The sequence below is a fragment of the Mycobacterium sp. NGS48 genome (assembly GCF_059812585.1).
The window spans coordinates 24,367-41,057 of record NZ_JCALCY010000014.1; the positions used below are offsets into that span (position 1 = coordinate 24,367).

A 16,691-nucleotide genomic window follows, 5' to 3' on the forward strand; every position below is an offset into this window, starting at 1 on the left:
TCTCGCCGGCAGGCCATCATGTGAGGTGATGGCCACCGCGCTGCTGACAGGGTTTCCGCCCGTCGTCGCCGACGGCGCCCGGCTGCTGATCCTGGGATCGTTCCCCAGTGTCCAATCCTTGAGTACGCGGCAGTACTACGCCAATCCGCGAAACGCGTTCTGGACGATCATGAGTGAACTCTTCGGCTTCGACGCGAGCGCTCCGTACCAAAACCGTGTGACCGCATTGCAATACCACCGGATAGCGCTGTGGGATGTGCTGCACCGGTGCCGCCGGGTCGGCAGCGCCGACGCCAAAATCGAGCCTAAGAGCGTGGTGCCTAACGACTTTGGCGCGTTCTTCGAAGCTCACCCCGGTATCACCAGGGTGTATTTCAACGGCCAGACAGCGGCCAACCTGTTCGGCAAGCTGACCGACATCGACGTGCCGCTCAGCTACCAGCTGCTGCCGTCCACCAGTCCGGCTCGCGCGATGCGGCACGGCGACAAACTCGCCGCCTGGCGAGTGGTTGCCGCGTCATGACACCGGTGGGCGGCGCTGCGTCCAGGGCCGCGCCGCTTCGATCTGGGCGCTGAGCGCCAGCAGCGTCGCCTCATCGTAGGGGCGGCCGATCAACTGGACCGACAACGGCAGGCCGGCGGCGTCGAGATCCCACGGCACTGCGGCGGCCGGCTGACCGGTCAGATTCCAGATTTCAAAGAACGGCACCCGGGCCGAAACCAGCAGCAACGACGAAATCGCCCCGCGGCGCTGATAGGCGCCGACACGCTGTGGCCCGGTGGCGTTGGAAGGAGTGACGAGCACGTCGACGTCGTCGAAAATCGACTGGATGCGCGCGGCCAGCGCCGCCTCGCCGGCACGCACCGTCGCCATTCGCCGGTCGGAGAACAAGCGCCCGATCCGCGCCATGTTGCGGGTGCGCGCCTCCAGCCGCTCGGGATGAGGCAATGACCGAAAGTCGTTGTAGACACCCCGGAAATAGCGCGGCAAATAGTTGCCATAGATCGCCGTCGGTGGATAGTCGGGGTCGCGGGCGATGACATGGTGACCCAAGTCGCGCAGCAACGCGCCCGCCTGCTCGACCGCCGCGCGCTGCTCCTTGCCGCATCGCACCATCAACGGTGGTGGAACCTTGGTGCTCAACGCGATTCGCAGCCGGCCGGGAGTTCGTGTCGCGGCCGCGACAAATTCGCCCTCGGGGCCCGGCAGCGTCGTCGTCGCATCCAGGAACAGTGCGGCGTCGGTCACCGACCGTGCAATCGGGCCGCTGACGCTCAGGCCGCACCAGGCGTCGTCGTGCGGCGCCAGCGAGACCCGGTCGCGCTGCGGTTTGAGACCGAACACACCGCACCAACTCGACGGGATGCGGATCGAGCCGCCACCGTCGGAACCCAATGCAAACGGGGCCAGCCCGGCGGCCACCGCCGCGCCGCTGCCGCCACTACTGCCGCCCGGTGTACGAGACACCTCCCAAGGGTTGCGGGTTGCACCGAACGTCACCGATTCGGTGTAAGGCATCATCATCAACTCCGGTACCGCGGTCTTGCCGAGGATCACCGCCCCGGCCGCGCGTAACGCACCGACCACCTCGGCGTCATGGGTTACCGGCGGGCCATGCGCGCTGGTGCCGTAAGTCGTTGTCTGCCCGGCGATGTCGACGTCGTCCTTGATCGCGACCGGCACCCCGAGCATCGGCAACCGTTCGCCGGCGTCGAGGCGGCCCTGCGCCGCCAGCGCCTCCTCACGGGCGGTGTCGGCCAGTACGGCGCGATACGACCGCAGCTGTGGGTCCAGCCGTGCGATGCGGTCCAGATAGACCTCGAGCAGCGCGGGAGCGGTGACCGTGCCCGCAGCCAACATGCGCGCCTGCTCGGCCGCCCCGGCGAAGGCGAGCTCGCGAGGGTCCATGTGCAGGCAGACTACTGGGATGCAGGACAAGATGTTCGATTTGTTGACCGAGGATCAGCTGCGCGGGCGCAACACCATCAAGTGGAACTTCTTCGAACCCGATGTGTTGGCGCTGTGGATCGCCGAGATGGACTTCCCCACCGCGCCGGCGGTGCGCGACGCGGTCCGCGCGTGCGTTGACAACGAGGAGTTCGGCTATCCGCCGTTCGGCGAGGACGAACTGCCGCGGGCGACCGCCGAGTGGTGCCGACAGCGCTACGGGTGGCAGGTGGCGCCCGAGTTTGTCCGCGTCGTTCCCGATGTGCTCAAAGGAATGGAAGTCGTCGTCAATTTCCTCACCCGGCCGGAGAGCCCGGTGGTGTTGCCCGTTCCGGCATACATGCCATTTTTCGACGTGCTGCGGGTCACCGGCCGGCAGCGAGTGGAAATCCCGATGAATCAAGGGCTTTCGGGTCGCTACGAGATGGATCTGGATGCGCTTGATGCGGCGTTCGCCAGTGGCGCCGGGTCGTTGATACTGTGCAATCCCAACAATCCGCTGGGCACCGCGTTCACCGCCGATGAGCTGCGCGCCATCGTCGACATCGCAGCCGCCCACAACGCGCGGGTCATCGCCGACGAGATCCATGCGCCACTGGTCTACGGGCGACCGCACGTGGCCGCCGCCTCGGTCTCCGAAACGGCCGCCGCCACCGTGGTCACGCTGTTGTCCGCATCCAAAGGGTGGAACCTGCCCGGCCTGATGTGCGCCCAGGTGGTGCTGTCCAATTCGCGTGACATCGACGAGTGGGACCGGATCAACATGCTGCACAAGATGGGCGCCTCCACCGTCGGTATCCGCGCCAACATCGCCGCCTACACCCACGGCGCGGCATGGTTGGACGAGGTGCTGGGCTATCTGCAGAACAATCGTGATCACCTGGCCCGGGCCCTGCCCGAGTTGGTTCCCGGAGTGCGGATCAACGCTCCGGAGGCGACCTACATGTCGTGGGTGGATTTTCGCGCGCTGAATCTGCCCACTGAGCCTGCGGACTACCTGTTGGCCAAGGCCAAGGTGGCGCTCAGTCCCGGCATTCCGTTCGGGCCCACGGTGAGCTCCGGATTCGCGCGGCTGAACTTCGCGACGCCGCGGGCAATCCTGGATCGCGCGCTCGCGGCGATGGCGGCCGCCTTGCCGGCGTGATCTGTCGCTACCGTGGCCTTATGTCCTGTGTGTTCTGCGCGATCGTCGCCGGAGAAGCCCCGGCCATCCGCATCTACGAAAACGACGGCTACCTGGCGATCCTCGACATCCGCCCATTCACGCGGGGCCACACGCTGGTGGTGCCCAAACGGCACACGGCCGATCTGACCGACACTGCGCCGCAGACACTGGCCGACATGGTGACAATCGGCCAGCGGATCGCCAAAGCGGCCCGCACAACCGAGTTGGCCGACGCCACCAACATCGCGATCAACGACGGGCGCGCCGCCTTCCAGACCGTTTCCCACATCCACTTGCATGTGCTGCCGCGCCGCAACGGCGACAAGCTGGCGGTGGCCAAGGGAATGCTGCTGCGCCGCGACTCCGACCGGGACGCCACCGGGCAGATGCTGCGTGACGCGCTGGCGCGAATCGACGCCCGGCAGTCAGACTGAAGGAATGAATATCTCCGGATGGGTCGAGCAACGCGTCGGACCGCTGCTGCTGCGGGCGCACGACGCGATCTACCAGGGCACCAGCGGCCGGATCGGACACCGGATCCCCGGAGTGCCACCGATGCTGCTGTTGCACACGGTCGGTGCCAAGACCGGAAAGCCGCGCACCACGTCGTTGAGCTATGCACGCGATGGTGACTCGTATCTGATCGTCGCATCGAAAGGCGGCGCTCCACGCTCCCCGGGCTGGTATCACAACCTCAAGGCGCATCCGAACGTCGAAATCAACGTTGGGCCAAGGCGATTCGGCGTCACCGCGCGGCCGGTGCTGCCCGATGACCCCGACTATGCCCGGCTCTGGCAGGTCGTCAACGAGAACAACTCCGATCGCTACGAGGCTTACCAACGCCAGACGTCGCGGCCAATTCCGGTGATCGTGCTGACGACTTAAAACAGCTCTTTGGCCAGCAGCTCCAGCGTGGTTTCCCGGCTGGGAGCGGTCGCCGGATCGGTGCCGCGGCGGGCCGCCGCCACCGGGTTGACCATCACTTCGTCGACGTCGAACCGCTCAGCCAGCGCACGCACTTGTTCGGCGGCCTCGGCCGGTGTGCCGACGACCGCGCGCCGCAGGCCGCTTTCGACGATGTGCTGCTGTTGCGGTGTCAGGGTCGTGTTGTCCGCATCCTCGACCAACTCCAGTGGTCCCAGCGGTTGGCCGGTGCGCAACCGCGCCATCATCTGCAGGTTCGGCAGCATCAATGCCGTTGCCTCGTCGCGGGTTTCGGCGACCACGGCGTTGACGGTCAGGAACGTGACCGGCTCGGCGGCCAGCTCGCTGGGCACGAATTGCGACCTGTACAGCGCCAGCGCCTCCTCGGTCCCCTTACCTGAGAAGTGGTGGGCGAACACGTAGGGCAGGCCCTTGGCCGCAGCCAGCCGCGCCGAATACATCGACGACCCCAGCAGCCACAACCGCGGCTCGGTGGCGGCGGCCGGAGTGGCTTTGAGCAGGTAGTCGCCGTCTCGCAGCTGCACCTGCACGCCGCGGCTGCTCATCATCGCCCGCACGTGGTCGAGATAGTCCGGGAACTGCTCGATATCGCGGTCGTCGCGGCCAGCGGCGCCGCGCAGCATGACCGATGTCACCGGGTCGGAGCCGGGTGCCCGCCCGATGCCGAGATCGATGCGGCCCGGCGCGGCCGCTTCCAGCAGCGCGAACTGTTCGGCCACGGCCAGCGGCGCGTGATTGGGCAACATGACACCGCCGGACCCGAGCCGCAGCCGGGTGGTCTGGGCGGCGAGGTAGGCGATCAGCACCGGCGGGCTGGTGGCGCCCACCGACGGCATGTTGTGATGCTCGGCGACCCAGTACCGGGTGTAACCCAGCCGGTCAGCGACCTGCGCCAGCCGTACCGTGGCCGCCAGCGCATCGGCGGTGGTCTGGTCGGTGCGCACCGGGACGAGATCGAGAACGGAAAGCCGCATGTTGCCCTCAACGCCGCCGGTCATCGGGATAGTCCGGCCAGCGCCGCGGCTCGGCTGAAAACGTCGTCGAGCATCGCGGTGGTCAGCTTGCCGGTGAAGGTGTTCTGCTGGCTGGGGTGGTAGCAGCCCACCAGCGCCACCTCGCCGTGGGCGGCCCGCACCGTCGCGGTGGCGCCGTGCCCGAACTTCGGTTGCGGCCGCGGAACCTGGCCGCCGCCGGAGCGGACCATGTCCAGCGCAGATCGCCAGCCGAAGCCGCCCAGTGCGACGATGACCCGCACGTCGTCGCCGGTCAGCCGCCACTCGGCGGTCAGCCACGGCGCGCAGGTCGCCCGCTCGGCCGGGGTGGGCGCGTTGGCCGGCGGTGCGCATCGCACCGCGGCCGCGATCCGCGTGCCATGCAGCGTCAACCCGTCGGCGGCGTCGACGCTGGTCGGCGAGCTCGCCAACCCGGCCCGATACAACGTCGCATACAGCACATCGCCGGAGCGGTCGCCGGTGAACATCCGACCGGTGCGATTGGCACCATTGGCGGCCGGAGCCAGCCCGACGATCATCACCCGCGGCCGCTCGACACCCCAACCCGGCACCGGCCTGCCCCAATACGGCTGATCGGCGAACGAGCGCCGTTTAGTCAGAGCCGCCTGTTCGCGCCACTCGACCAGTCGCGGGCAGGCCCGGCACACCGACACCTCCGCGTCGAGTTGGTCCGCCGTCTCGGCGGCCTCGGCCATCGCAGCAACCTGGGCCGCCGCGGAAGCCACCGCGGTGTGGGGGGTGGCGGGATCACCGGGCCAACCGGCCCCGGGCGGCACCGGCGAACCGAAGAGAGCGCCGGTCCGGGGATGGGCGAGTTGGGCAAGGCTCACGCGTCTACTGTGCACGCCGAACGAGAATCAACGGCCGACCGGGGTCGGCTTGTTTCCCCCACCACACGAACGGCTAGTCACCGGGGATGCCGCAGACGAGGATTGATCAATGAATGCACTTCGCTCACCCGAGCTGTCCGCCCGCGACGTCGGCCCGCTGCTCGAAACGTTGGCGCGGCACGTCGAAGCTGCCGATGACAGTCGGTACCGCCAGATCACCAATGCGATGACCGGCGAGCCGCTGGGCCGGGTGCCGCACTGCTCGGCAGCTGATGTAGCAGCCGCCGCATCGCGTGCCCGCGCCGTCCGACCGGACTGGGCGGCGCGCCCGATCGGCGAGCGGGCAGCGGTGCTGCTGCGTTTCCACGACCTGGTGTTGGCACGGCAGAACGGGGTGCTCGACCTGCTCCAGTTGGAGAACGGCAAGGCGCGCCGGCACGCCTTCGAGGAGGTCATCGACGTCTGCCTCACCGCCCGCTATTACGCGCACACCGCCGAGGAGTACCTGAAGCCCAAGCGGCGCCAGGGTGTGCAATTGGTGCTCACCGAAGTCTGGGAACACCACCACCCCAAGGGGCTGGTCGGCATCATCTCGCCGTGGAACTATCCGCTGACCCTCGGCATCAGCGACGCAATTCCGGCGATCGTCGCCGGCAACGCCGTGTTGGCCAAACCCGATGACAGGACGCCGTTTTCGGCGCTGTGGGCGGTGAGCCTGCTCGAGGAGGCCGGGATGCCGAAGGGTTTGGTCCAGCTGGTGACCGGACCTGGATCGGAGTTGGGCACCCCGATCATCGAGCACGCGGATTTCTTGATGTTCACCGGTTCCACCAGTACCGGACGCCACGTTGCCAAGCAGGCCGCTGAGCGACTCATCGACTGCTCGATGGAACTGGGCGGCAAGAACGCGCTCCTGGTCCTCGACGACGCCGACGTCTCGCGGGCGGCGGCCGGGGCGGTGCGGGCCGCGTTCTCCAACGCCGGCCAACTGTGCATCTCCATCGAGCGCATCTATGTGGCCAAGTCGCTGTGGGAGGACTTCGTCGGCGCGTTCGTCACGGCAACCAAGGCCATGACGTTGTCGAGCGCACTGGACTACTCAGCGGACATGGGATCGCTGATCAGCGAAACGCAACTGCGGACCGTCACCGATCACGTCGACGACGCGGTGGACAAGGGCGCCACCGTGCTGGCGGGCGGACGCCCCCGAGCCGACATCGGCCCCTACTTCTACGAGCCCACCATCCTGAGCGATGTGCGCGAGGGCATGGACGCCTTCGCCGACGAAACCTTCGGGCCCGTGGTCTCGCTCTATCCCGTCGAGTCGGAGCGCGAGGCCATCGAAAAGGCCAACGACAGCGATTACGGATTGAACTTCGCGGTGTGGACCAGCGATGCGGCCCGGGGCCGGCGGGTGGCCGCGCAACTGCAGGCTGGCACGGTGAACGTCAACGGGGCGTACGCCGCGGCCTGGGCGTCCGTCGACGCCCCGATGGGCGGCATGAAGGACTCCGGCGTCGGACGGCGCCACGGCGAACACGGGATCCTCAAGTACACCGAGTCCCAGACCATCGCGACCGAACGGTTGCTGCCGGTGGGCGCCCCGACCTGGGCACCGGCCGACCGGTATGCGCGGGTGATGACCACCGGTCTGCGGTTGCTGCGCCGGTTGCCCGGGGTGAAATAGGCCGCGGTCCGTAGGATCGCCTGCGTGAGTGCGGATGTGCTGGCGGGCCTGATCGCCGAATTGCCGGACGGGATGGTGGTCACCGATCCGGCCGTTACCGAGGGCTATCGGCAAGACCGCGCGTTCGACCCGTCGGCGGGTAAACCGCTGGCGGTGGTGCGGCCGCGTCGCACCGAAGAGGTGCAGATCGTCATGCGCTGGGCCAGCGAGCACCGGGTTGCGGTAGTGACCCGCGGCGCCGGCACCGGCTTGTCGGGCGGGGCCACCGCCGTCGACGACGGAATCGTGTTGTCGACGGAGAAGATGCGCGACATCGTCGTCGACCCGGTCACCCGGACCGCGGTGTGCCAGCCCGGTTTGCTCAACGCCGAGGTGAAGAAGACCGTCGCCGAGTACGGACTGTGGTATCCGCCCGACCCGTCGTCCTACGAAATCTGCAGCATCGGCGGCAATATCGCGACCAACGCCGGCGGGCTGTGCTGCGTGAAATACGGGGTCACCACCGACTATGTACTCGGCGTGCAGGTGGTACTGGCCGACGGCACCGCGGTGCGGCTGGGCGGTCCGCGGCTCAAGGACGTCGCCGGGCTTTCGCTGACCAAATTGTTCGTCGGCAGCGAGGGCACCCTGGGAGTGATCACCGAAGTGACGTTGCGGCTGGTTCCGCCGCAGCAGCCGTCGTGTGTGGTGGTGGCCAATTTCGCGTCGGTGGAGGCCGCCGCCGCTGCAGTGCTGGCGGTGAGTGGGCGAATCCGCCCCGCGATGCTGGAATTCATGGATTCCGTCGCGATCAACGCGGTGGAGGACAAGCTGCGGATGGGGCTCGACCGCGGTGCGGCCGCGATGCTGCTGGCCGGCTCCGATGAAAGGGGGCACGCGGGCGCTCAGGACGCCGAGTTCATGGCCGGCGTGTTCACCGAACACGGTGCCTCCGAAGTGTTTTCCACTGACGACCCGGAGGAGGGCGAGGCGTTCATCGCTGCGCGCCGGTTTGCGATTCCGGCGGTGGAGGCCAAAGGCCCGCTGCTGCTCGAAGACGTCGGTGTCCCGCTTCCCGCGCTGGCCGACCTGGTCGGCGGGATAGCCCGGATCGCCGCCGAGCGCGAGCTGATGATCTCGGTGATCGCGCACGCCGGCGACGGCAATACCCATCCGCTGATCGTCTACGACCCCGCCGACCCGGCGATGACCGATCGGGCGCAATTGGCCTACGGGGAGATCATGGACCTGGCCACCCGGCTGGGCGGCACGATCACCGGTGAACACGGTGTCGGCCGGTTGAAGCGGCCCTGGCTGGCCGACTATCTCGGCCCGGACGCGATGGCGCTGAACCGTCGCATCAAAGATGCGCTGGACCCGCAAGGAATCTTGAACCCCGGCGCCGGGGTATGACGGCGCCGGCGCGGTCCTGGTGGGGCTGGGGCGCCGCCGCAGACGAGTTGTCGCAGACCGAGTCCGCCGACCTGGTTGCCCGGACCGCGGCCATGTTGCCCGGCCATGACTTCACCGACCATCCCCCGCCCTACCCGGCGATGCTCGGTGTCGCCGCGGCCCGGGTCCGCCCCCCGGGTGCATTGGCGCAGCTCTGCAGCGACGACCCCGTCGACCGGCTGTCTCATGCCCGCGGCAAGGCGTTTCGAGACGTCGTGCGCAACCTGCTCGGGCAGCTCGATCATGTACCAGACCTCGTCGCCCGGCCCCGCACCGAGCACGACGTGATCGACCTGCTGGACTGGTGCTCGGCCACCGCCACACCCGTGATCCCTTATGGCGGCGGCAGTTCGGTGGTCGGCGGCGTCGAACCGCGGTTCGACGGACCGGCAGTCTCACTCGATCTCGGCCGCCTCGATGGCGTCTTGGACCTCGACCGGGTCAGTCGCACCGCGCGGATCCAAGCCGGCAGCTACGGACCCGCCCTGGAGAACGCGCTTCGCCCGCACGCGCTGACGTTGCGGCACTACCCGCAGTCGTTCGCCTACTCCACCCTGGGCGGCTGGTTGGCCACCCGCGCAGGCGGACACTTCGCCACGCTCTACACCCACATCGACGACCTCACCGAGTCGATGCGGATCATCACCCCGTCCGGCGTCGTCGAATCACGGCGACTGCCCGGCTCGGGCGCCGGCCCCTCGCCGGACCGGATGTTCCTCGGCTCCGAAGGGATCCTCGGCGTCATCACCGAAGCCTCGATGCGCCTCCAGCACCGGCCCCGCTGGCAAGTCACCGCGTCGATCACGTTCGAGCAGTACGAGCACGCGGTCGCAGCCACCCGGTCGATCGCCCAAGCCGGGCTCTACCCGTCGAACTGCCGGTTGCTCGACCCCGCCGAGGCCTTCATCAATGCCGGCGTCACCGTCGGCGGGGGTGTGTTACTGGTCGCGTTCGAATCCGCGGATCATCCGGTGGACGTCTGGCTGGACCGCGCGGTGCAGCTCGCCGCCGACCACGGCGGCACCGTCACCACCCGGCGAAGCAAAGACGCCGACCGCGATCCCGACGACTCGGCGTCGACGTGGCGCTCAGCCTTCCTGCGGATGCCCTACCAGCGCGACGCGCTGGCCCGCCGCTCGATGATCGTGGAAACATTCGAGACCGCATGCACCTGGGACCGTTTCGAGTCGTTGCACCAGGCCGTCACCGCGGCCGCGCATGCCGCCATCGCCGATGTCGCCGGCGCCGGGCTGGTGACCTGCCGGTTCACCCACGTCTACCCCGACGGGCCCGCGCCCTATTACGGCATTTATGCCGCCGGCCGCTGGGGCAGCACCGTCACACAGTGGGACGACATCAAGGCCGCCGTCTCGCAGGCCCTCCTCGACAACGGCGGCACCATCACTCACCACCACGCCGTCGGCCGCGATCACCGGCCCTGGTATGACCGCCAGCGCCCCGATCCGTTCGCGGCCGCACTCGCCGCCGCCAAAGCCGCGCTGGACCCAGCCGGAATCCTGAATCCCGGCGTGCTGATCCCCGCCCAGGGTTGACACATACTGTCCATTGTCGTACCAATGAGACATGACAGCTATAGTGTCTCATCAGCCGCGGTTCGAACTGGCCACCGCCGCGACCTGGCCGGACCCCTGGCCGATGTACCAAGCCCTGCGCGATCACGATCCGGTGCACCACGTCGTTCCGGACACCAGACCCGACGACGACTACTACGTACTGTCCCGGCACGCCGATATCTGGGCGGCCGCGCGCGACCACGAGACGTTCTCATCGGCCCAGGGCCTCACCGTCAACTACGGCGAACTGGAACTCATTGGGCTGCAGGACAACCCACCGATGGTGATGCAGGATCCCCCGGTGCACACCGAGTTTCGCAAGCTGGTGTCGCGCGGCTTCACTCCGCGCCAGGTCGAAGCGGTGGAGCCCAAGGTGCGCGAATTCGTCGTGCAGCGCATCGAGCGGTTGCGCGCCAACAGCGGTGGCGACATCGTCGCCGAGTTGTTCAAACCGTTGCCGTCGATGGTGGTCGCCCATTACCTGGGCGTTCCCGAAGAGGACCGGACCCAGTTCGACGGTTGGAGTCAGGCCATCGTCGCGGCCACCACCTCCGACGGTGGGGTGGTCAGCGCCGGTGACGCGGTGGGGTCGATGATGGCCTACTTCTCCGGGCTGATCGAACGACGCCGGACCGAACCCGAGGATGACACGGTTTCGCATCTGGTGGCCGCCGGCGTCGGGGCCGACGGCGACATCGCCGGGACGCTGTCGGTGCTGGCGTTCACCTTCACGATGGTCACCGGCGGTAACGACACCACCACCGGAATGCTCGGCGGATCAACTCAATTGCTGCATCAGCGCCCCGACCAGCGTCGGCTGCTCGTCGACAATCCCGAGCTGATTCCGGATGCGGTGGACGAACTGCTGCGGCTGACCTCGCCGGTGCAAGGCTTGGCCCGCACGACGACCCGCGACGTGACGATCGGCGACACCACGGTGCCGGCCGGCCGTAGGGTCCTGTTGCTCTACGGATCGGGCAACCGCGACGAGCGCCAGTACGGGCCGGACGCCGGTGAGCTCGATGTGCGCCGGTGTCCACGCAACATCTTGACGTTCAGTCACGGCGCCCACCACTGCCTGGGCGCCGCGGCGGCCCGCATGCAGTCGAGGGTGGCATTGACCGAATTGCTGGCCCGCTGCCCGGATTTCGACGTCGACGAGTCCGGCATCGTGTGGTCCGGAGGGAGTTATGTGCGGCGCCCGCTGTCGGTGCCGTTCCGGGTCAGGTCGTGATGGCGGGCAACGACTGGCTGGCGGCGCGTCGCAGCGAAGTGGCTGCCGACAAGATCCTCGACGCCGCCGAGGAACTTTTCACCCGCCAAGATCCCGCGTCGGTCGGCATGAACGAAATCGCCAAGGCCGCAGGGTGTTCCCGAGCGACCCTATACCGCTACTTCGAGAACCGCGAGGTGCTGCGGTCGGCCTACGTACACCGTGAGACCTATCGGCTCCACCACGCGATCAAATCGCACATCGGCGGCGTCGACGACCCACGCGAACGACTGGTCGCCAGCATCACCACCACATTGCGCCTGGTTCGCGAGAGTCCTGCGCTCGCCGCCTGGTTCGCGGCTACCCAGCCGCCACTCGGTGGCGAGATGGCCGAGCGGTCCGACGTGATCACCGGCCTGGCTGCTGCGTTCGTCACCTCGTTGGGCGCCGACGCTTCAGCGGCAACCGAACGCCGTGCGCGCTGGCTGGTTCGGGTGATCACGTCGCTGCTGATCTTTCCGGGCCGCGACGACGTTGACGAGCAGGCGATGATCGAGGAGTTCGTGGTCCCGATCGTGACGCCGGCGGCTCATTCCATTGAGCGTCCGACCATCCAATAAGCCCGCGACGCAATCGATTTGCGCGGGATACCGAAGTCCTCGCGGAGCACCTTGGCGACCGACCGGGTGGTGCGAGAGTCGCAGGCGACCCAACCGAAGTGCTCGCTGGCGTCGAAGGCCGCCGACCGCACCGTTTGCACCAACGCCTCGCCCGCATTCTTGCGGTCCACCCAGTTGACGTCGGCACCACGTGCCACCGGTAGGTCCTTGTCCTCGTCGTATCCCGCCTCGAGGAACACCTGCGCCGGGGCGTCCCCGATCGCCCCGAGCAGTGAGTTGATCGCCGGCAATGAAGCGGCGTCTCCGACGATGACGTACCCGGCCGGCGGCGGCTCTGGAATGGCGAACTTACTGCCCATCACGGTCGCCTCGATGGTGTCACCGGGCTCAGCATTCCGCGCCCACTGCGACGCTATCCCGCTGTGCAGCGCGAACTCGATATCGACCGTATCGGCGGCCGGGTCGGGGTCGACCAGCGTATAACCGCGCTGGTGGGCTTTGCCGCGGTCGGCGAACCACATCCGGATCCACATCGTCGGATGCACGGAGTGGTCGGCGAGCATGCCGCCGGCGTCGAAGCTCAGACGCAGGTAATACGGGCTGATCTCGCGCTTACCGGTCACGGTCAGCCGATAGTCACCAGCGCCCATCAACTTCAGCACCGCGCCCGCGAAACCACGGGACCCCTTCTGATCGGCCATTCGCCTCAACGTCCCTTCCGTGTGACTTAGGCGAGCCTATCCTATTATGGAGTGGTCAGCGCCGCACCCGGGTAAGCCGATGCAACAGCCACGCCAGCGGAATGGTGATCACCAGCGTCGCCACGAACAGGTTCACCGCCGACCCGGTGTAGATCCGATAGCGCACGATTTCAACCATCGCGATCTCCATCGTCACCAGATGGATCAAAAAAATCTCGTAGGAGATCTCGCCCAGCCACACCATCGGACGGCTCGCCAACAACGAGCTGTACCAACCGCGGTCACCCAGCGCCAGCGGCGCGACCGCCACGGTGGCGATGGCCGCATAAAACCCCGACTTGACCAGCGCCTCGGCCAACCCCTGCGGTGACGTGGTCGGTGCGCCGGCAATCGGCGTGGAGACGATGAAGTAGCTGATCACCGCCAGCGGTATCGCGACGACGGCGTAGCAGCGCGCGCCCATCGCCTGCAGCACCGCCAGCATCATGCCGCCGATGAACCAGGCCAGGTAGCCGGGCAGCCACACTCGGGCCCCGTTGGGCACCGAGGTGGCGACATGCACGAAGGCCAACCACGCCGGGGTGATCAACGCCAGTACCGCGAGCGCGACCAGCAATCGCACCGGCTGCCATTGGCGTTTGCACAGCACCACCAACAGCAGGTAGGCCAGCAGCGGGAGGACGGCGTAGAAGGCGACTTCCACTGCCAGGCTCCACATTTGGGTGAGCCCTTGATGCAGATACGACGTCAGGTAGTTGCCGGTGTAGATCTGCGTCAGGGTGAGGTTGCGAAACAGCCCCAACCAGGTGTGCCCGGGGTTCGGACCGGCGGTGCGGAACTGATAGACCAGGTAGGCGGCCAGCACCGCGACGATGTAGGCAGGCATGATGCGCCGAACCCGATGCCACGCATAACGACTGACCGACGGTGCGGGCGCGCCTGTGGCGACCGACTGCACCCATGGACGAAACAGCAGAAAGCCGGACAGCACAAAGAAGATCGGCACACCGATCTCCATCCGCGCACCGACCAAACCGAAATAGCCCTGGACGTACTTTCCGGTGGTGTAGGCGGCGTGGGTGCCGAGCACCAGCAGCGCGGCGACCGCGCGGATGCCGGTGAGGGACGCGACCCGGTCCGGCCCGGAAGTCTGTTCCAGCCCACCCTGGGCGGTGGTGGATTCTGAGACGGTCATCCGGTCTTTTTCCGGCGTGTTTTGCCGGCACTGGGTCCACTATGGCGGTGATCGGGTCGCAGATTGATGAGCACTCCCGAAATACGGGTGCGTTCAAGGGCTTTGAGCGCTGCACGGGGTAACTTCGCGGGAAGCTCTACCAGCGAGAAGTCCGGCCCGATGGTGATGTGGCCGAAATCGCTGCGGTGCAGTCCGCCTTCGTTGGCGATGGCGCCCACGATGGCGCCGGGACCGACCTTGTGCCGCTTGCCCACTGCGATGCGGTAGGTGGCGAATCCCTCCTTCGGCCCCTGGCCCCGTTTGGATTTGGCCGGCCGGTCCCGATGTTCTTTAGCGCGCCGCTCGGCCGGTGGTTCGGGAGCCATCAGGAACGCGTCGCCGTCGCGTGACTGCAGCGCCAGCGCCGCTGCGATGTCTGCCATCGGGACGTCGTGTTCGCGTTCGTAATCCTCGACCAGACTGCGGAACAACTCGATTCCCGGCGAGCCAAGCGTGTCGGTGATGGAATCACCGAACTTCGCCACCCGCTGCGCGTTGACGTCCTCGACGGTGGGTAGTTCGGCTTCGGCGAGCTTTTGCCTGGTCGCCTTCTCGATCGCCTTGAGCAGGTGGCGCTCTCGCGGGGAGACGAACAGCAACGCCGCGCCCGACCTCCCGGCCCTGCCGGTACGGCCGATCCGGTGCACGTACGACTCGGTGTCATGCGGGATGTCGTAGTTGAGCACATGCGAGATGCGCTCCACGTCCAGTCCACGGGCGGCCACATCGGTGGCGACCAGAATGTCCAGGCTGCCGTCCCGCAGCGCGGTGATGGTCCGCTCGCGCTGGGCCTGCGGAATGTCGCCGTTGATGGCTGCGGCGGAAAATCCTCGGGCACGGAGCTTTTCGGCGACTTCCTCGGTGGCCTGCTTGGTGCGGACGAAGACGATCATCGCCTCGAACGACTCCACCTCGAGGACCCGGGTCAGCGCGTTCATCTTACGAGGGCCGGCGACCTGGATGTAACGCTGCGAAATATTCTCTGCCGTCGCGGTTTTCGTTTCGACGGTAACCTCGAGCGGCTCATGCAGGTACTTGGCCGTCAGTTTGCGGATCGCTGGCGGCATCGTCGCCGAAAACAGGGCGACCTGCTTGTATTCCGGGGTATCCGACAAGATGCGCTCGACGTCTTCGGCAAATCCCATGGTGAGCATCTCGTCGGCCTCGTCGAGCACCAGGTAGTCGACCCGGGACAGATCCAGCGTTCCCCGTTCGAGGTGGTCGATGACTCGGCCCGGAGTGCCGACCACGACCTGTGCGCCGCGTTTGAGCCCGGCCAACTGCACGGCATAGGACGACCCGCCGTAAATCGGCAACACATTGATCCTCGGCAGATGCGCGGCGTAGCGGCTGAAGGCCTCGGCCACTTGCAGCGCGAGTTCGCGGGTCGGCGCCAGCACCAGCGCCTGCGTCGCTTTGCTGCTGGTGTCGATCTTGGACAGAATCGGGATCGCGAAGGCGGCCGTTTTGCCGGTACCGGTCTGCGCCAGGCCCACCACGTCGGACCCCGCCAGTAGCGCCGGGATCGTCGCTGCCTGGATCGCCGACGGCGACTCGTAGCCGACGTCGACGACGGCCTGCAGCACCGAAGGGTGAATCTGCAGGTCGGCAAACGTCGTCGTCGCGGTGTCTGGGGAGGTCATCGGACCTGCAGTCTAGTGGTCGCGACGCGACGGGACCGCTCTCAGCCGCGCCTGCAACGCCCGCATGTCTCGTGGCGGTACGGTGCAGCGTTGTGTACAGGCATGCCGGAGGCGTAGCGGTTGTGCTGTTCGCAGCGGTGCTGGCCGGCTGCAGTCCGGGCGACTCGACGGTGTCCAAGACGCCGCAGGCGTCCACGCCGCCTGCTACTGCGCCCGCCGGCAAGCCCGGCGCCCCGGCCCGGACCGTCCCGACCAGCACCTCCGCCGGGCCGGCCGACCCGTGCGCGATCGATCTCGCCGATCCCGCGATCGCCCGGGCGGTCTCTGAGTTGCCCCGCGACCCGCGCAGCCAGCAGCCCTGGAACCCCGAGCCGCTGGCAGGCAACTACAACGCGTGCGCCCAGCTGTCCGCAGTGATTGTCAAGGCCAATACGAACGCCACCAATCCCAATACCAGAGCGGTGATGTTTCATCTCGGCAAATACATCCCGCAGGGGGTGCCCGACACGTTCGGTTTCAACGGCTTGGACACGGCGCAAAGCACCGGCGACACAGTGGCGCTGACATACTCCAGCGGCATCACCGGCTTGGCCAGCGTGGTGAAGTTCCGCTGGAACGGCAATGGGGTGGAGTTGATCGGCAACACCCCCGGCTGACCTCTGCCTCCGCGCGGGGGTCCCCCCGCTT

At 67.4% G+C, this 16,691-nt stretch carries 16 protein-coding genes; 10 read left to right on the forward strand and 6 right to left on the reverse strand.

All coding sequences use genetic code 11. The annotated features are described in order from the left end of the window. The first annotated feature begins 28 nt into the window (after window positions 1-28). Window positions 29-523 carry a DNA-deoxyinosine glycosylase gene (locus AC5Y42_RS19425; RefSeq protein WP_499900201.1) on the forward strand — a complete coding sequence of 165 codons (495 nt, stop codon included), beginning with the start codon at window positions 29-31 and terminating at the stop codon, window positions 521-523. Here the strand turns inward: AC5Y42_RS19425 and AC5Y42_RS19430 are convergent. After that, on the reverse strand, window positions 518-1,909 hold the full coding sequence (locus AC5Y42_RS19430) for an amidase (RefSeq protein WP_499900202.1): 1,392 nt from the start codon (window positions 1,907-1,909) through the stop codon (window positions 518-520). The genes AC5Y42_RS19425 and AC5Y42_RS19430 overlap by 6 nt on opposite strands. 19 nt (window positions 1,910-1,928) lie before the next feature. On the opposite strand from AC5Y42_RS19430, the gene AC5Y42_RS19435 reads away from it, so the two are divergent. From AC5Y42_RS19435 to AC5Y42_RS19445, 3 genes are read left to right on the forward strand one after another with little or no spacing between them, the layout of a single operon-like run. Next, window positions 1,929-3,092 carry a MalY/PatB family protein gene (locus AC5Y42_RS19435; protein WP_499900203.1) on the forward strand — a complete coding sequence of 388 codons (1,164 nt, stop codon included), beginning with the start codon at window positions 1,929-1,931 and terminating at the stop codon, window positions 3,090-3,092. Window positions 3,093-3,112: 20 nt separating this feature from the next. Next, entirely contained in the window at window positions 3,113-3,547 is a 435-nt protein-coding gene (locus tag AC5Y42_RS19440; RefSeq protein ID WP_499900204.1) for an HIT family protein, read from the forward strand. A gap of 4 nt (window positions 3,548-3,551) precedes the next feature. Next, a complete protein-coding gene (locus AC5Y42_RS19445) occupies window positions 3,552-3,998 on the forward strand; it encodes a nitroreductase family deazaflavin-dependent oxidoreductase (RefSeq protein WP_499900205.1) in 447 nt (148 codons plus the stop codon). Here the strand turns inward: AC5Y42_RS19445 and AC5Y42_RS19450 are convergent. Together AC5Y42_RS19450 and AC5Y42_RS19455 are read right to left on the reverse strand one after the other, a co-directional pair. Next, entirely contained in the window at window positions 3,995-5,032 is a 1,038-nt protein-coding gene (locus AC5Y42_RS19450; RefSeq protein ID WP_499900264.1) for an LLM class flavin-dependent oxidoreductase, read from the reverse strand. The two genes, AC5Y42_RS19445 and AC5Y42_RS19450, sit on opposite strands and share 4 nt — an antisense overlap. Before the next feature lie 20 nt (window positions 5,033-5,052). Then, on the reverse strand, window positions 5,053-5,901 hold the full coding sequence (locus AC5Y42_RS19455; protein ID WP_499900206.1) for a uracil-DNA glycosylase: 849 nt from the start codon (window positions 5,899-5,901) through the stop codon (window positions 5,053-5,055). 109 nt (window positions 5,902-6,010) lie between these two features. Here AC5Y42_RS19455 and AC5Y42_RS19460 point away from each other — a divergent pair, with 109 nt between their 5' ends. Genes AC5Y42_RS19460 through AC5Y42_RS19480 form a run of 5 tightly spaced genes read left to right on the forward strand, consistent with a single transcriptional unit; the run spans window position 6,011 to window position 12,426 of the window. Next, window positions 6,011-7,588, forward strand: coding sequence for a succinic semialdehyde dehydrogenase (locus AC5Y42_RS19460; protein WP_499900207.1), 1,578 nt, complete (start codon window positions 6,011-6,013; stop codon window positions 7,586-7,588). A 24-nt stretch (window positions 7,589-7,612) separates the two neighbouring features. Further along, on the forward strand, window positions 7,613-8,980 hold the full coding sequence (locus AC5Y42_RS19465) for an FAD-binding oxidoreductase (RefSeq protein WP_499900208.1): 1,368 nt from the start codon (window positions 7,613-7,615) through the stop codon (window positions 8,978-8,980). Beyond that, a complete protein-coding gene (locus tag AC5Y42_RS19470) occupies window positions 8,977-10,572 on the forward strand; it encodes an FAD-binding oxidoreductase (protein ID WP_499900209.1) in 1,596 nt (531 codons plus the stop codon). The genes AC5Y42_RS19465 and AC5Y42_RS19470 overlap by 4 nt, the downstream gene beginning before the upstream one ends. A 31-nt stretch (window positions 10,573-10,603) precedes the next feature. Next, on the forward strand, window positions 10,604-11,827 hold the full coding sequence (locus AC5Y42_RS19475) for a cytochrome P450 (protein ID WP_499900210.1): 1,224 nt from the start codon (window positions 10,604-10,606) through the stop codon (window positions 11,825-11,827). After that, window positions 11,827-12,426 (forward strand): TetR/AcrR family transcriptional regulator, encoded by a 600-nt coding sequence (locus AC5Y42_RS19480; protein WP_499900211.1) that lies wholly within the window; start codon window positions 11,827-11,829, stop codon window positions 12,424-12,426. The genes AC5Y42_RS19475 and AC5Y42_RS19480 overlap by 1 nt, the downstream gene beginning before the upstream one ends. On the opposite strand, the gene AC5Y42_RS19485 is transcribed toward AC5Y42_RS19480, so the two are convergent. The 3 genes from AC5Y42_RS19485 to AC5Y42_RS19495 are packed head-to-tail and all read right to left on the reverse strand — an operon-like array spanning window position 12,396 to window position 16,004. Further along, window positions 12,396-13,127 carry a siderophore-interacting protein gene (locus tag AC5Y42_RS19485; RefSeq protein ID WP_499900212.1) on the reverse strand — a complete coding sequence of 244 codons (732 nt, stop codon included), beginning with the start codon at window positions 13,125-13,127 and terminating at the stop codon, window positions 12,396-12,398. The two genes, AC5Y42_RS19480 and AC5Y42_RS19485, sit on opposite strands and share 31 nt — an antisense overlap. Window positions 13,128-13,182: 55 nt before the next feature. Next, on the reverse strand, window positions 13,183-14,322 hold the full coding sequence (locus tag AC5Y42_RS19490; RefSeq protein ID WP_499900213.1) for an acyltransferase family protein: 1,140 nt from the start codon (window positions 14,320-14,322) through the stop codon (window positions 13,183-13,185). After that, window positions 14,319-16,004, reverse strand: coding sequence for a DEAD/DEAH box helicase (locus AC5Y42_RS19495; RefSeq protein ID WP_499900214.1), 1,686 nt, complete (start codon window positions 16,002-16,004; stop codon window positions 14,319-14,321). Before AC5Y42_RS19495 ends, AC5Y42_RS19490 begins: the two co-directional genes overlap by 4 nt. Window positions 16,005-16,075: 71 nt before the next feature. Between AC5Y42_RS19495 and AC5Y42_RS19500 the strand changes: the two genes are divergently transcribed. Beyond that, complete coding sequence (locus AC5Y42_RS19500) at window positions 16,076-16,660, forward strand: LppP/LprE family lipoprotein (protein ID WP_499900215.1); 585 nt, start codon at window positions 16,076-16,078, stop codon at window positions 16,658-16,660. Window positions 16,661-16,691 lie beyond the last annotated feature (31 nt).

What these genes read in the sequence shown, in the direction of transcription:
- AC5Y42_RS19430 (WP_499900202.1), bottom strand. Translation starts at nt 1,909, where the DNA reads ATGGACCCTCGCGAGCTCGCCTTCGCCGGGGCGGCCGAGCAGGCGCGC.
- AC5Y42_RS19490 (WP_499900213.1), bottom strand. Translation starts at nt 14,322, where the DNA reads ATGACCGTCTCAGAATCCACCACCGCCCAGGGTGGGCTGGAACAGACT.
- AC5Y42_RS19435 (WP_499900203.1), top strand. Translation starts at nt 1,929, where the DNA reads ATGCAGGACAAGATGTTCGATTTGTTGACCGAGGATCAGCTGCGCGGG.
- AC5Y42_RS19460 (WP_499900207.1), top strand. Translation starts at nt 6,011, where the DNA reads ATGAATGCACTTCGCTCACCCGAGCTGTCCGCCCGCGACGTCGGCCCG.
- AC5Y42_RS19475 (WP_499900210.1), top strand. Translation starts at nt 10,604, where the DNA reads ATGACAGCTATAGTGTCTCATCAGCCGCGGTTCGAACTGGCCACCGCC.
- AC5Y42_RS19425 (WP_499900201.1), top strand. Translation starts at nt 29, where the DNA reads ATGGCCACCGCGCTGCTGACAGGGTTTCCGCCCGTCGTCGCCGACGGC.
- AC5Y42_RS19445 (WP_499900205.1), top strand. Translation starts at nt 3,552, where the DNA reads ATGAATATCTCCGGATGGGTCGAGCAACGCGTCGGACCGCTGCTGCTG.
- AC5Y42_RS19480 (WP_499900211.1), top strand. Translation starts at nt 11,827, where the DNA reads ATGGCGGGCAACGACTGGCTGGCGGCGCGTCGCAGCGAAGTGGCTGCC.
- AC5Y42_RS19470 (WP_499900209.1), top strand. Translation starts at nt 8,977, where the DNA reads ATGACGGCGCCGGCGCGGTCCTGGTGGGGCTGGGGCGCCGCCGCAGAC.
- AC5Y42_RS19440 (WP_499900204.1), top strand. Translation starts at nt 3,113, where the DNA reads ATGTCCTGTGTGTTCTGCGCGATCGTCGCCGGAGAAGCCCCGGCCATC.
- AC5Y42_RS19485 (WP_499900212.1), bottom strand. Translation starts at nt 13,127, where the DNA reads ATGGCCGATCAGAAGGGGTCCCGTGGTTTCGCGGGCGCGGTGCTGAAG.
- AC5Y42_RS19495 (WP_499900214.1), bottom strand. Translation starts at nt 16,004, where the DNA reads ATGACCTCCCCAGACACCGCGACGACGACGTTTGCCGACCTGCAGATT.
- AC5Y42_RS19450 (WP_499900264.1), bottom strand. Translation starts at nt 5,032, where the DNA reads ATGCGGCTTTCCGTTCTCGATCTCGTCCCGGTGCGCACCGACCAGACC.